This window comes from Streptomyces sp. NPDC006259 (assembly GCF_042870975.1).
Classification (GTDB): Bacteria; Actinomycetota; Actinomycetes; order Streptomycetales; family Streptomycetaceae; genus Streptomyces.
On record NZ_JBIAHY010000004.1, the window covers coordinates 210,380 to 223,217 of the forward strand.

At 70.1% G+C, this 12,838-nt stretch carries 15 protein-coding genes; 12 read left to right on the plus strand and 3 right to left on the minus strand.

The window, feature by feature from the left end; all coding sequences use genetic code 11:
- Positions 1 to 185: 185 nt before the first annotated feature.
- The 8 genes from map (at position 186) to truA (ending at position 5,669) form a co-directional block, all read left to right on the plus strand.
- Positions 186 to 1,022 carry a type I methionyl aminopeptidase gene (gene map / locus ACFYO5_RS17625; RefSeq protein ID WP_356560309.1) on the plus strand — a complete coding sequence of 279 codons (837 nt, stop codon included), beginning with the start codon at positions 186 to 188 and terminating at the stop codon, positions 1,020 to 1,022.
- 325 nt (positions 1,023 to 1,347) lie between these two features.
- Positions 1,348 to 1,569, plus strand: a complete 222-nt coding sequence (infA, locus tag ACFYO5_RS17630; RefSeq protein WP_004927214.1) for a translation initiation factor IF-1 — start codon at positions 1,348 to 1,350, stop codon at positions 1,567 to 1,569.
- Positions 1,570 to 1,637: 68 nt separating this feature from the next.
- Positions 1,638 to 1,751 (plus strand): 50S ribosomal protein L36, encoded by a 114-nt coding sequence (gene rpmJ / locus ACFYO5_RS17635; protein WP_003998809.1) that lies wholly within the window; start codon positions 1,638 to 1,640, stop codon positions 1,749 to 1,751.
- A gap of 205 nt (positions 1,752 to 1,956) precedes the next feature.
- The gene (gene rpsM, locus ACFYO5_RS17640; RefSeq protein WP_307164922.1) at positions 1,957 to 2,337 is read left to right on the plus strand and encodes a 30S ribosomal protein S13; all 381 of its coding nucleotides are present in this window, start codon (positions 1,957 to 1,959) and stop codon (positions 2,335 to 2,337) included.
- Positions 2,338 to 2,401: 64 nt separating this feature from the next.
- Positions 2,402 to 2,806 (plus strand): 30S ribosomal protein S11, encoded by a 405-nt coding sequence (rpsK, locus tag ACFYO5_RS17645; RefSeq protein ID WP_010354218.1) that lies wholly within the window; start codon positions 2,402 to 2,404, stop codon positions 2,804 to 2,806.
- Positions 2,807 to 3,029: 223 nt separating this feature from the next.
- Complete coding sequence (locus ACFYO5_RS17650) at positions 3,030 to 4,052, plus strand: DNA-directed RNA polymerase subunit alpha (protein ID WP_356560308.1); 1,023 nt, start codon at positions 3,030 to 3,032, stop codon at positions 4,050 to 4,052.
- A 164-nt stretch (positions 4,053 to 4,216) separates the two neighbouring features.
- Complete coding sequence (gene rplQ / locus ACFYO5_RS17655) at positions 4,217 to 4,741, plus strand: 50S ribosomal protein L17 (protein WP_356560307.1); 525 nt, start codon at positions 4,217 to 4,219, stop codon at positions 4,739 to 4,741.
- Between the two features lie 73 nt (positions 4,742 to 4,814).
- Entirely contained in the window at positions 4,815 to 5,669 is an 855-nt protein-coding gene (truA, locus tag ACFYO5_RS17660; RefSeq protein WP_388709536.1) for a tRNA pseudouridine(38-40) synthase TruA, read from the plus strand.
- 19 nt (positions 5,670 to 5,688) lie between these two features.
- Here truA and ACFYO5_RS17665 read toward each other — a convergent pair whose 3' ends face one another.
- On the minus strand, positions 5,689 to 6,564 hold the full coding sequence (locus tag ACFYO5_RS17665; RefSeq protein ID WP_388709538.1) for a hypothetical protein: 876 nt from the start codon (positions 6,562 to 6,564) through the stop codon (positions 5,689 to 5,691).
- Positions 6,565 to 6,638: 74 nt separating this feature from the next.
- On the opposite strand from ACFYO5_RS17665, the gene ACFYO5_RS17670 reads away from it, so the two are divergent.
- From ACFYO5_RS17670 to glmM, 4 genes are all read left to right on the plus strand, one after another.
- Entirely contained in the window at positions 6,639 to 7,853 is a 1,215-nt protein-coding gene (locus ACFYO5_RS17670; RefSeq protein ID WP_388709540.1) for a glycosyltransferase 87 family protein, read from the plus strand.
- Between the two features lie 245 nt (positions 7,854 to 8,098).
- Positions 8,099 to 8,542 (plus strand): 50S ribosomal protein L13, encoded by a 444-nt coding sequence (gene rplM, locus ACFYO5_RS17675; RefSeq protein WP_356560303.1) that lies wholly within the window; start codon positions 8,099 to 8,101, stop codon positions 8,540 to 8,542.
- A 44-nt stretch (positions 8,543 to 8,586) separates the two neighbouring features.
- The gene (rpsI, locus tag ACFYO5_RS17680; RefSeq protein WP_356560302.1) at positions 8,587 to 9,099 is read left to right on the plus strand and encodes a 30S ribosomal protein S9; all 513 of its coding nucleotides are present in this window, start codon (positions 8,587 to 8,589) and stop codon (positions 9,097 to 9,099) included.
- A 250-nt stretch (positions 9,100 to 9,349) separates the two neighbouring features.
- Positions 9,350 to 10,708: a phosphoglucosamine mutase gene (gene glmM, locus ACFYO5_RS17685; RefSeq protein ID WP_356560301.1), complete on the plus strand. Its 1,359-nt coding sequence runs from the start codon at positions 9,350 to 9,352 to the stop codon at positions 10,706 to 10,708.
- 60 nt (positions 10,709 to 10,768) lie between these two features.
- Here glmM and ACFYO5_RS17690 read toward each other — a convergent pair whose 3' ends face one another.
- Positions 10,769 to 11,743 carry a DUF389 domain-containing protein gene (locus ACFYO5_RS17690; RefSeq protein ID WP_388709543.1) on the minus strand — a complete coding sequence of 325 codons (975 nt, stop codon included), beginning with the start codon at positions 11,741 to 11,743 and terminating at the stop codon, positions 10,769 to 10,771.
- A 57-nt stretch (positions 11,744 to 11,800) separates the two neighbouring features.
- Positions 11,801 to 12,790 carry a type I pantothenate kinase gene (gene coaA, locus ACFYO5_RS17695; protein WP_356560299.1) on the minus strand — a complete coding sequence of 330 codons (990 nt, stop codon included), beginning with the start codon at positions 12,788 to 12,790 and terminating at the stop codon, positions 11,801 to 11,803.
- Between the last annotated feature and the right edge of the window lie 48 nt (positions 12,791 to 12,838).

Sequence of the window (12,838 nt, forward strand, 5' to 3'; positions counted from 1 at the left end):
CCTGCGGGCGGGTGGGGGGGGGGGGCGGGGCCCCGGGCCGGGGGGGGGCGCCACCGGCCGGGGGCGGGGGGCGCCTTTTTCCGCGGGCCCGGGGGGGGGGGGGGCCCCCCCCCGCCCCCCCACGGCCGTACTGTTGTGTACGTATGTCATCGACCGACCTGAGTGACGGAGAGCGCAGGCCCCCCATGGTGCAGATCAAGAGCCCCGAGCAGATCGCCAAGATGCGCGCGGCCGGCCTGGTCGTCGCCGCCATCCACGCGGCGACGCGCGAAGCCGCGGTGCCGGGGGCGACGACCAAGGACCTCGACGAGGTCGCCCGCAAGGTCCTCGCCGAGCACGGCGCGAAGTCGAACTTCCTCGGCTACGGCGGTTTCCCCGCGACCATCTGCACCTCCGTGAACGACGTCGTCGTCCACGGCATCCCCTCCGACGAGGTCGTCCTCAAGGACGGGGACGTGATCTCGATCGACTGCGGCGCGATCGTCGACGGCTGGCACGGCGACGCCGCCTACACGGCCTTCGTGGGCTCCGGTCACGCCCCGGAGCTGATCGAGCTGTCGCGGGTGACGGAGGAGTCGATGTGGGCCGGCATCGCGGCGATGAAGGCGGGCAACCGGCTGGTCGACGTGTCGCGGGCCATCGAGACGTACATCCGCCGTCAGCCGAAGCCGGGCGGTGGGCGCTACGGCATCATCGAGGACTACGGCGGCCACGGCATCGGCACCGAGATGCACATGGACCCGCACCTGCTGAACTACGTCGACCGCAGGCGGGGCAAGGGGCCCAAGCTGGTTCCCGGGTTCTGCCTGGCCATCGAGCCGATGGTGTCGCTGGGCACGCCGCGGACGGAGGTCCTCGCGGACGACTGGACCGTCATCACCACGGACGGGACCTGGTCGTCGCACTGGGAGCACTCGGTGGCGCTGACCGAGCAGGGGCCGCTGGTGCTGACCGCCGTGGACGGTGGCAGGGCGAAGCTGGCCGAGCACGGGGTCGTGGCCGCGCCGGACCCGTTGGGCTGAGGGCTCGCCGAGCGGGGGTTCGAGGTGTCTCGCCCCCGCCGCCCCTCCCCGCCCGAACCGGCGGACCACGCCCCACGCCGCACCCCGCCCCCTGGGCTCTCCCGTCCCGGAGCCCCCGTTCGGCTCCGGACCGGCCGCGTCCCCGATCGGCGGACGGGCTCGGGACTGCTTAAGGATCTCCCGCGATGGGCACACTTCCTCGATTCGTGTTTCCGGGTGCGCTGTCGTAGACTGACTCGTCGGCTCTTGTGCACCCGCATGTCTGTATGCGCCCGTAAGGGAAAGCCCAGGAGTCGATCAAGGTAGTCGATTCGAAGGGCGAAGCGTGGCCAAGAAGCAAGGTGCCATCGAGATCGAGGGCACTGTCGTCGAGTCTCTTCCGAACGCGATGTTCAGAGTTGAGCTCCAGAACGGCCACCAGGTCCTGGCGCACATCAGCGGCAAGATGCGCATGCACTACATCCGCATCCTCCCTGACGACCGGGTCGTGGTGGAGCTGTCTCCGTACGACCTCACGCGCGGCCGGATCGTCTACCGGTACAAGTAGATCTTGCCCAGGCTCCGTGCGTTCCCGCACGGGGTGACCGGCAACTGACCCGGAGAACCTCACATCCCATGAAGGTCAAGCCGAGCGTCAAGAAGATCTGCGACAAGTGCAGGGTGATCCGCCGTCACGGTCGGGTCATGGTCATCTGCGAGAACCCGCGGCACAAGCAGCGCCAGGGCTGATCGCACACCGACCGCACCCTCTGCATCACGCAGCATCTTCGCGCGACGCGAGCAGAACATGTTCATACGCAGAACCCAGACCTGTGGTCTGACACCCCCGGTTCGGAGGCCGGGGACCCAGTCCGTACCAAATCTTCCCAGGAAGAGGCCGGCGGCTGGGAGACGGTTCTGTGGAAGACCTCCGAAGATCACCAGGAGCCATTGAATGGCACGCGTTTCCGGTGTTGACATCCCGCGCGAAAAGCGCGTGGAGGTCGCCCTCACCTACGTGTTCGGCATCGGCCGGACCCTGTCCCAGGAGACGCTGGCCGCGACCGGCGTCGACCCCAACACCCGCGTTCGCGACCTCTCCGAGGAGCAGCTCGTCGCGATCCGCGAGTACGTGGACGCCAACATCAAGACCGAGGGTGACCTCCGTCGCGAGATCCAGGCCGACATCCGCCGCAAGGTGGAGATCGGTTCGTACCAGGGTCTCCGTCACCGTCGTGGTCTGCCCGTCCGCGGTCAGCGCACCAGCACGAACGCTCGTACCCGCAAGGGCCCGCGTCGCGCCATTGCCGGCAAGAAGAAGCCGGGCAAGAAGTAGTCCTCAGCGGACGCTTATCAGCGGTCTTCGCTGTAGGACCGACCACCTCCCGTAGGAGTATTAGATGCCCCCCAAGGGTCGTCAGGGCGCTGCCAAGAAGGTGCGCCGCAAGGAAAAGAAGAATGTCGCGCACGGCCAGGCGCACATCAAGAGCACGTTCAACAACACGATCGTGTCCATCACGGACCCGGCCGGAAACGTGATCTCGTGGGCCTCCGCCGGCCACGTCGGTTTCAAGGGCTCGCGCAAGTCCACGCCGTTCGCCGCGCAGATGGCCGCCGAGTCGGCTGCCCGTCGCGCGCAGGAGCACGGCATGCGCAAGGTCGACGTCTTCGTCAAGGGCCCGGGCGCCGGTCGTGAGACCGCCATCCGTTCCCTCCAGGCGACGGGCCTCGAGGTCGGCTCCATCCAGGACGTCACCCCGACCCCGCACAACGGTTGCCGTCCGCCGAAGCGCCGCCGCGTCTGACGCACCGGCCTGAGGCGGTTCGGCCGCCGGCCGGGGGTGTGGGGGTCGTCCCCCACATCGTGCGGCACGGTCGCCGTCCGCCGAAGCGCCGCCGCGTCTGACGCGGGGCTGCTCGTCGGACTGAGGTTGTCGGGCGGTACGGCTCCTTCGAGCCGTATCGCCCGTACCCTTGTCTCATATCAGGGCGTCAAATAGCGGGCGCCCCTGACAGAAGGAACGCACCATGCTGATTGCTCAGCGTCCCTCGTTGACCGAAGAGGTCGTCGACGAGTTCCGCTCCCGGTTCGTGATCGAGCCGCTGGAGCCGGGCTTCGGCTACACCCTCGGCAACTCCCTCCGCCGGACCCTCCTGTCCTCGATCCCGGGTGCGGCGGTCACGTCCATCCGTATCGACGGCGTGCTGCACGAGTTCACCACCGTGCCGGGCGTCAAGGAGGACGTCACCGACCTGATCCTCAACATCAAGCAGCTGGTCGTCTCCTCGGAGCACGACGAGCCGGTCGTGATGTACCTGCGCAAGCAGGGCCCGGGTCTGGTCACCGCCGCCGACATCGCGCCCCCGGCCGGTGTCGAGGTGCACAACCCCGACCTCGTCCTCGCCACGCTCAACGGCAAGGGCAAGCTGGAGATGGAGCTGACGGTCGAGCGTGGCCGCGGTTACGTCTCCGCCGTGCAGAACAAGCAGATCGGTCAGGAGATCGGGCGCATCCCGGTCGACTCGATCTACTCGCCGGTCCTCAAGGTCACGTACAAGGTCGAGGCGACGCGTGTCGAGCAGCGCACCGACTTCGACAAGCTGATCGTCGACGTCGAGACCAAGCAGGCGATGCGTCCGCGTGACGCCATGGCCTCCGCCGGTAAGACGCTGGTCGAGCTGTTCGGTCTCGCCCGCGAGCTGAACATCGACGCCGAGGGCATCGACATGGGCCCGTCCCCCACGGACGCCGCCCTCGCCGCTGATCTCGCCCTGCCGATCGAGGAGTTGGAGCTGACCGTTCGGTCGTACAACTGCCTCAAGCGTGAGGGCATCCACTCCGTGGGTGAGCTGGTCGCCCGTTCCGAGGCCGACCTGCTCGACATCCGCAACTTCGGTGCGAAGTCGATCGACGAGGTCAAGGCGAAGCTGGCCGGCATGAGCCTCGCGCTCAAGGACAGCCCGCCCGGATTCGACCCGACCGCCGCCGCCGACGCCTTCGGCGCGGACGACGACGCGGACGCGGGTTTCGTGGAGACCGAGCAGTACTGACCGGTTCCCGGGAGCGGGAGGGCCGTGCCTGATCGCACGGCTCCCCGCGCCCTTTCCGGGAGCGGCCCCACGGGGCCGCCGCCGGATCTCCGACGGGCGACCGCCCGCTCGGATACTGACTTCGGTACCTGATACGGCCGGGGCAGACACTGAGGAGAAAGACCATGCCGAAGCCCGCCAAGGGTGCCCGTCTGGGCGGCAGTGCCGCGCACGAGAAGATGCTTCTCGCGAACCTCGCGAAGCAGCTGTTCGAGCACGGCCGCATCACCACCACCGAGGCGAAGGCCCGCCGTCTGCGGCCGTACGCCGAGCGTCTGGTCACCAAGGCGAAGAAGGGTGACCTTCACAACCGCCGCCAGGTGCTCCAGGTCATCTCGGACAAGGGCATCGTGCACACGCTCTTCACCGAGATCGGCCCGCGCTACGAGAACCGTCCGGGTGGCTACACCCGTATCACCAAGATCGGTAACCGCCGTGGCGACAACGCGCCCATGGCTGTCATCGAGCTGGTCGAGGCGCTGACGGTGGCGCAGCAGGCGACCGGTGAGGCCGAGGCCGCGACCAAGCGCGCGGTCAAGGAAGACGGCCTGAAGAAGGACGAGGCCGCCGAGGCCAAGTCCGACGAGGTCGTCGAGGACGCCGCCGAGGCCAAGGCCGAGGACGCGTCCGAGGAGTCGAAGGACGCCTGAGGCTCTGCCTTGCGTCTGAGCGGGTCCGCCCTTCGGGGCGGGCCCGCTCTCGCGTTGTCGAGAGGATCTAGGGGTGAGTGACGAAGTACGGCCCGGGTTCGTGCGGGTGCGGCTGGACCTGTCCTACGACGGGACGGAGTTCTCCGGGTGGGCCAAGCAGGCCGGCGGGCGGCGGACCGTTCAGGGGGAGATCGAGGACGCCCTGCGTACGGTCACCCGGTCGAGGGAGACGTACGAGCTGACCGTGGCCGGGCGCACCGACGCCGGTGTGCACGCGCGGGGGCAGGTCGCGCACGTCGATCTGCCGCGCGAGGTCTGGGTGGAGCATCACGCCAAGCTGCTCAAGCGGCTCGCCGGGCGGCTGCCCAAGGACGTACGGGTGTGGGCGCTGCGGGAGGCGCCCGGTGGCTTCAACGCGCGTTTCTCGGCGGTCTGGCGGCGGTACGCGTACCGGGTCACCGACAACCCGGGCGGGGTGGACCCGCTGCTGCGCGGGCACGTCCTCTGGCACGACTGGCCCCTCGACGTCGACGTCATGAACGAGGCCGCCGGGCGGCTGCTCGGGGAGCACGACTTCGCCGCCTACTGCAAGCGGCGGGAGGGGGCGACCACGATCCGTACGCTCCAGGAGCTGAGTCTGGTGCGCGGTGACGACGGGATCGTCACGGCGACCGTGCGGGCCGACGCCTTCTGCCACAACATGGTGCGCTCCCTGATCGGGGCGCTGCTGTTCGTGGGGGACGGGCACCGGGGTCCCGAGTGGCCGGGAAAGGTGCTGGCCGCGGGCGTGCGGGACTCGGCGGTGCACGTCGTACGGCCGCACGGGCTGACGCTGGAGGAGGTCGGCTATCCGGCCGACGAGCTGCTGGCCGCGCGCAGCAAGGAGGCGCGGAACAGGCGGACGCTGCCCGGGGCCGGGTGTTGCTGACCCGCCCCCGGGGAGGGGGTCACTGGTTCGCCGCCGCCGATGCCTGGGTCTCGCCGCGGCGGCGGATCTGCTGGAAGGCGAACTGCGCGAGGCCGTCCCCGGCGGCGAAGACCTGGGTGTCCTTCGTCGTCACGTCCTTGCCGTCGGTGAAGCCCGTGATCGTGAAGTAGGCGTAGCGGCCGTAGGAGTTGGTCGTGGAGCGGCAGATCGCGCCGGCGCAGAAGGACTTGGCGCCGGTGCCGGTCAGCGCCTTGATGATGCTGGTCTTGTCGGCCTGCCCCTTGGCCTTGAGGGCCTGGGCCTCGGTGTCGAAGACGGCCACGCCGACCGTCACCGCGATGCCGTCCTTGACGTACGTGACGCGCATCAGGCGGGTGCAGCCGTTGTCGGTCAGCACCTTGGGCAGGGTGCCCTGGGCGGCGGTGACGCAGTTGGTGGTGTCGGCCTTCGCGGCCTTCTTGTAGACGGCCGAGCCCATCGTCAGCTGCCGGCCCGGGAACATGATGTCCGGGCCGTTGGGCGCGCTGTCCTTGGCCTTGCTGGAGACGAACTCCTTCGGGTCCAGCGGCGGCGGGGCGCTGGTCGGGGCGAAGGACGGGGTCGCGGACACGCTCGGCAGGTCGGCGGTGGCGGGCAGCGAGGAGGGCTTGCCGGACGCGCCGTCACCGCCGTTCGCCGACACCACGGCCATGGCCACGGCGGTGCCGACGCCGAGCGTCGCGAGCACGCCCCCGCCTATCAGCAGCAGCCGGCGGCGCTTGTTGCGCGACTCCGACGCCTCGGCGAGCGCGGCCCAGTCCGGCGACGGCCCCGTGGAGCCGCTGGTCCACGGCTGCTGGGAGTTCGGTTTCCAGGGATCCCACTGGGACGGAGGTCCCCCCTGCCCATAGCTCATGGGCCGCATCTTAGACGGGGCCGGAGGTGTGCTGTTCCGCCTCAACCGGCTGCGCTGCCCCTAGCGTTCAGGGAATGAGTACGGGCAAAGACGACATCTCAGGGTGGTTGGTGCGGCGTTCCCCCTGGCCGCCGTGGCTGGGGCTGGTGGCGGTGCTGGGCGCGCTCGCGGGGCATGTGGCGCGGGCCACCCCCGACGGCGGCATGGACAACGCCATCGTCGTCCGGGCGGCACACGCCTGGCTGGCGGGCCGGTCGCCGTACGACGATCCGCACTTCCTGTATCTGCCGGGCGCGGTGCTCGCCGCCGTACCGCAGGCGCTGCTGCCGCCGGGGGCGCTGCGGGTGCTGGTGCCGTCGGCGGTCGTGGCCCTGCTGGTGGGCGGCTGGGTGTGCGCGCTGCGGCTGCACCGGGTGCCGTTGGGCAGCCGGCTGGCGGTGCTGGGGCTGACCGTGCTCGCGGCCGGCTTCGCGCCCTTCGGGCACCTGGTGCGGCTGGGCAACTGGACGGCGACGGCGGTCCTGGCCCTGCCCCTGGTGCTGCTGCTGGGGAGCCGGGGCCGCTGGACGGCGGCGGGCGCGGTGCTCGGCACGGCCCTGGCGCTGAAGCCGCTGCTGGCCCCGCTGGCGCTGCTGTTCCTCTTCGCGGGCCGCTGGAAGGCGCTCGCCGTCGCGGCCGCGGTGCCGGCGCTGGCCTCCGGCGTCTGCGCCCTGCTGCTGCCCGACCCGGCCGGCTTCTTCACCCGGACGCTGCCTTTCCTGCTGCACGGCCAGGACGCCTTCGTACGGCTCTACGAGGCCTCCCCGGGGGCGGTGCTGCCGCGGCTGGGGGTGCCGCGGTTCGCGGCCCGGACGCTCGCGCTGGGGGCCTGTGCGGCCGGGCTGGTCGCGGCGTACCGGCGCTGGACCCGTGCCGATCCGGGTCCGCTGAGGCTCTCGGAGACGGCGGCGGGGCTGATGCTGTCGGTGTTCCTGGTCTCACGGCCGTCGTACGACCACTATCTGGTCGTCGTCGTGCCGGTGCTGCTGGCCGGGCTGCCGTACGGGGGATCGGTGGCGCGCGGGCCGTGGTTCTGGCTCGCGTGGGTGCCGCAGCTACCCGGTCTGAGCTGGCCTTATCTGGAGCAGGTGCAGCGTCGGGCCTTCCGGGACGCGGTGACGTTGTGCGTCCTGGCGGCGGCGGTGGCCGTCCGTTCGGTCCGTCCGGCGTCGGGGGGAGAGGCCGACCGGGCCGGGAACCGGGAGGCGGGGGCGGCGCCCCCGAGCGGCGATCACATTTACACTGGGTGAGAAGAGAGCAGGGGACCCAGGCGTTCAAAGGCCTCGTTTTGACCAGGCCGAGTCGCCGAAGGTATCCTGCATCTTCGTTGTGTATTGGCTTGCTCATTCTCACGGGACGGGCCCTTACACCGGTCCACCGGGCCGATGACCAGCGACCTGCACGCGGTATGCGTCACCGCAGTGCGGTCAGGGCTGTCGTGATCGTCTTCGGTGACCTTGTCAGGACCACTCACTCGAAGCGAAGGCTACGAACCGTGCGTACGTACAGCCCCAAGCCCGGCGATGTGACGCGCCAGTGGCACGTCATCGACGCTCAGGACATCGTCCTGGGTCGTCTCGCCGCCACCACCGCATCCATCCTGCGCGGCAAGCACAAGCCGATCTACGCCCCTCACGTCGACACCGGTGACTTCGTCATCATCATCAACGCCGACAAGGTGCACCTGTCCGGCAACAAGCGGACCCAGAAGATGGCCTACCGCCACTCCGGCTACCCGGGTGGCCTGCGCTCCGTCCGTTACGACGAGCTGCTGGACAAGAACCCCGAGAAGGCCATCGAGAAGGCCGTCAAGGGCATGCTCCCGAAGAACACGCTGGGCCGTCAGATGCTCTCGAAGCTGAAGGTCTACAGGGGTGACCAGCACCCGCACGGCGCGCAGCAGCCGCAGCCGTTCGAGATCACCCAGGTCGCGCAGTAAGTCCGGCCACACCACCCCAAGCTGAAGAGAATCTGAGGAGAACCGTGGCCGAGACCACTGCTGAGCAGCCGCTCGAAGAGCTTGACATCGACAGCTACACCACCGAGTCCGAGGTGCCCGTCGAGGGCGAGTACACCTCGGAGTCGCTGGCCGGCCGTTTCGGCGACCCGCAGCCGGCCGCCGGCCTGGGCCGTCGCAAGAACGCCATCGCCCGCGTCCGGATCGTCCCGGGCACCGGCAAGTGGAAGATCAACGGTCGCACCCTCGAGGACTACTTCCCGAACAAGGTGCACCAGCAGGAAGTCAACGAGCCGTTCAAGGTCCTCGAGCTCGAGGGTCGTTACGACGTCATCGCCCGCATCGCCGGTGGCGGTGTCTCCGGTCAGGCCGGTGCGCTCCGTCTCGGTGTCGCCCGCGCGCTGAACGAGGCCGACGTCGACAACAACCGCGGCGCCCTGAAGAAGGCCGGCTTCCTCACGCGTGACGACCGTGCGGTCGAGCGCAAGAAGGCCGGTCTCAAGAAGGCCCGCAAGGCCCCGCAGTACAGCAAGCGTTAAGCTTCGCTGCCTGCTCGTACGGGATGCGGGCCGGTCGGCCCGCTCCTCCGTACTCCGAACGCCCCGGCGGCACGCCACAGTGCCGTCGGGGCGTTCGTTTTCTCATAGCTGTGGGCGTATAACGGCACAAGGTGCTCAAAGGCTTGTGTGATCGGATGTTCAGGGCATCACCTGCCTGAACGCGGGAGCCGCCGCTGGTCCACCGACGCGCCGCACTGCTTTCGAAACTGACGCTTCCTCAGGAGGACAAGTGGGACGACTCTTCGGCACGGACGGCGTGCGCGGTGTCGCCAACGTGGATCTCACGGCCGAGATGGCGCTCGGCCTCTCCGTCGCGGCGGCGCACGTGCTGGCCGAGGCCGGCACCTTCGCGGGTCACCGGCCGGTGGCGGTCGTCGGACGGGATCCGCGTGCCTCCGGGGAGTTCCTGGAAGCGGCCGTCGTGGCCGGCCTGGCCAGCGCGGGCGTCGACGTCCTGCGGGTCGGCGTGCTGCCGACGCCCGCGGTCGCCTACCTGACCGGCTCGCTCGGCGCCGACCTCGGCGTGATGCTCTCCGCCAGCCACAACGCCATGCCGGACAACGGCGTGAAGTTCTTCGCCCGCGGCGGCCACAAGCTCGCCGACGAGCTGGAGGACCGGATCGAGGCGGTCTACGACGAGCACCGCACCGGCGCCCCCTGGGACCGTCCGACCGGCGCCGGCGTCGGTCGGGTGCGCGCGTACGACGAGGGATTCGACCGGTACGTCGCCCACCTGATCGCCGTACTGCCGAACCGGCTCGACGGGCTGAAGATCGTCCTCGACGAGGCCCACGGTGCCGCCGCCCGGGTCTCGCCCGAGGCCTTCACGCGGGCCGGCGCCGAGATCGTGACGATCGGCACCGAGCCGGACGGGCTCAACATCAACGACGGCTGTGGCTCCACCCACCTGGACAAGCTGAAGGCCGCCGTCGTCGAGCACGGGGCCGCCCTCGGCATCGCGCACGACGGTGACGCCGACCGCTGCCTCGCCGTGGACCACACCGGCGAGGAGATCGACGGGGACCAGATCCTCGCCGTGCTCGCGCTCGCGATGAAGGAGCGGGGCGCCCTGCGCTCGGACACCGTCGTCGCCACCGTCATGTCCAACCTCGGCTTCAAACTGGCCATGGAACGTCAGGGCATCTCGCTCGTCCAGGCCGCCGTGGGCGACCGGTACGTGCTGGAGGAGATGAAGCAGCACGGGTACGCCCTCGGCGGTGAGCAGTCCGGGCACGTGATCATCCTCGACCACGCGACCACCGGTGACGGCACGCTGACCGGGCTCATGCTGGCGGCGCGGGTCGCCGAGAGCGGACGGACGCTTCGGGAGCTGGCGTCCGTCATGGAGCGGCTGCCGCAGGTGCTGATCAACGTCCCCGACGTGGACAGGTCGCGGGTCGCCAGTTCGGCCGACCTCGCGGCCGCGGTCGGCGAGGCGGAGCGTGAACTGGGCGCCACCGGGCGGGTTCTGCTGCGGCCCTCCGGCACCGAGCCGCTGGTCCGGGTGATGGTGGAGGCGGCGGACATCGACCAGGCCCGCTCCGTCGCGGGGCGGCTGGCCGACGTGGTGAAGTCGGCGCTCGGCTAGGGTCTTTCGTTCGGATCGGGCCGGACCCCGCGGGGCCCGGCCCGATCCGCGGGGGAGGCCCTAGTTCCCGGGGCGGTTCTCGGCGGCGGGCTGTGCGGCGCGGGCCGCGGCGCTGTGATGCTGCCGGCCCCAGAGCCACTTCTGCGTCAGCAGGGTCAGGGTCCCCGCCAGGATGATGCCCAGCAGGTTGAGCAGGAGTTGTTCCGAGGACCGCAGGGTCTGGTTGGTGTCGCCGTAGATGAGGGCCACGGCCGCGTTGGCGGCGGCCGGGACCGTGGTGACCGAGATGGCGACGCCGACGAGGGCGCCCGACTTCGCCGACGTGAGCGAGAGGGTGCCGGCGGCTCCGGCGAGGACCGCCACGACGAAGGAGAACCAGTCCGGGGCGTAGATGAAGCCCGTGTTCGGGCGGTCGGCCTCCAGTTGGTCCTTGGTGAACAGACCCACGGCGTCCATGAAGAAGCTGAACCCCACCGTGACCGCCATCGCCGCCGCGAAGCCCACCAGCAGGGCGATCAGGGAACGCAGCGCCAGGCGTGGGGCGCGCTGCACGGCCGCCGTGCAGATGCCGGCCAGGGGGCCGAACTCCGGTCCGACCGCCATCGCGCCCACGATCAGGATCGCGTTGTCGAGCACCACACCGCAGGCCGCGATCATCGTGGCCAGCGTGATGAAGGCGACGTAGGTGACCGAGAGCGTCGACTCCTCGTGGGTGGCGTCCACCAGGTGCTCCCACAGGACCGCGTCGGCGGCCTCGCCCGGAGCGTCGGCCTCGGCCTTGTCGGCCCGCGCGGACAGTGACAGGTCGATGTTCTCCACGGCGATCGAGCCGGTCTCTTCCAGGCCCAGTTCCTGGAGCCCGCTGAGGAGTTGGTCGCCCGCCTCGCGGGCCACGTCGCACATCACGACGTCGCCCTCGGGGTCGCGGGCGGCGCCCGGCATCACCACGAGGTGGGTGGTGCCGACCGTGTTCTCGATCAGGCGGACCGCGTCGGCGGTGCTGTCGGGCGGGGTGATCAGGCGCAGGTGCAGCATGGCGCCCTTTCTAACAGGCTCGGGGCACGGCTCGCCCAGGTGTGCGGCGGTCCCGGGTCACAGCTTGCGCAGGCTCAGCCGCTGCACCTTGTGGTCGGGGCCCTTGCGGAGGACGAGGGCGGCCCGGCCGCGGGTGGGGGCGATGTTCTCCACCAGGTTGGGCTTGTTGATGGTGCGCCACATCGTGCGGGCGTAGTCGAGCGCCTCGTCCTCGGAGACCTGGGTGTACTTGCGGAAGTACGAGTCGGGGTCCTGGAAGGCGGTCGCGCGCAGCTTGCGGAACCGGTTGAGGTACCAGCGCTCGACGTCCTCCACGCGCGCGTCGACGTACACGCTGAAGTCGAAGTAGTCGGCGAGGCCGACGCGGGTGCGGCCGTCCTTGCCGGGGAGCGCGGGCTGCAGGACGTTCAGGCCCTCGACGATGAGGATGTCGGGGCGCCGGACCGTGAGGCGGCGGTCGGGGACGATGTCGTAGATCAGGTGGGAGTAGACGGGGGCGGTGACCTCGTCCTTCCCGGCCTTGATGTCGGCGACGAAACGGGTGAGGGCGCGGCGGTCGTAGGACTCGGGGAAGCCCTTGCGCGACATCAGGCCGCGGGACTCCAGCTCCCTGGTGGGGAGCAGGAAGCCGTCGGTGGTGACCAGCTCGACGCGGGGGTGTTCCGGCCAGCGGGAGAGGAGGGCCTGGAGGAGGCGGGCGACCGTGGACTTGCCCACCGCCACCGAGCCGGCGACTCCGATGACGAACGGGGTGCCGGACTGGGAACCCTGTTCGCCGAGGAAGGTGTTCAGGGCCGAGCGCAGGCCGTCGGTGGCGCCCACGTAGAGGTTCAGCAGGCGGGACAGCGGGAGGTAGATGTCACGGACCTCGTCGAGGTCGATGACGTCACCGAGGCCGCGCAGCTGTTCGACCTCTTCGGCGGTCAGGGGCTGCGGCGTTTTGTCGCGCAGCGCGCTCCACTCGGAGCGGGTGAGGTCGAGGTAAGGAGTCGCCTCCGGCCTGTGCCGGTGGGCGCTCCGGGGTATCGAGGAGACCGGAGAGATCACAGTCCATTGTTAACGGAGTTTGAACGGGATGACAGGTGGGATCCGTCA

What these genes read in the sequence shown, in the direction of transcription:
- map (WP_356560309.1), top strand. Translation starts at nt 186, where the DNA reads ATGGTGCAGATCAAGAGCCCCGAGCAGATCGCCAAGATGCGCGCGGCC.
- rpmJ (WP_003998809.1), top strand. Translation starts at nt 1,638, where the DNA reads ATGAAGGTCAAGCCGAGCGTCAAGAAGATCTGCGACAAGTGCAGGGTG.
- rpsM (WP_307164922.1), top strand. Translation starts at nt 1,957, where the DNA reads ATGGCACGCGTTTCCGGTGTTGACATCCCGCGCGAAAAGCGCGTGGAG.
- rpsK (WP_010354218.1), top strand. Translation starts at nt 2,402, where the DNA reads ATGCCCCCCAAGGGTCGTCAGGGCGCTGCCAAGAAGGTGCGCCGCAAG.
- ACFYO5_RS17650 (WP_356560308.1), top strand. Translation starts at nt 3,030, where the DNA reads ATGCTGATTGCTCAGCGTCCCTCGTTGACCGAAGAGGTCGTCGACGAG.
- rplQ (WP_356560307.1), top strand. Translation starts at nt 4,217, where the DNA reads ATGCCGAAGCCCGCCAAGGGTGCCCGTCTGGGCGGCAGTGCCGCGCAC.
- ACFYO5_RS17665 (WP_388709538.1), bottom strand. Translation starts at nt 6,564, where the DNA reads ATGAGCTATGGGCAGGGGGGACCTCCGTCCCAGTGGGATCCCTGGAAA.
- ACFYO5_RS17670 (WP_388709540.1), top strand. Translation starts at nt 6,639, where the DNA reads ATGAGTACGGGCAAAGACGACATCTCAGGGTGGTTGGTGCGGCGTTCC.
- ACFYO5_RS17690 (WP_388709543.1), bottom strand. Translation starts at nt 11,743, where the DNA reads ATGCTGCACCTGCGCCTGATCACCCCGCCCGACAGCACCGCCGACGCG.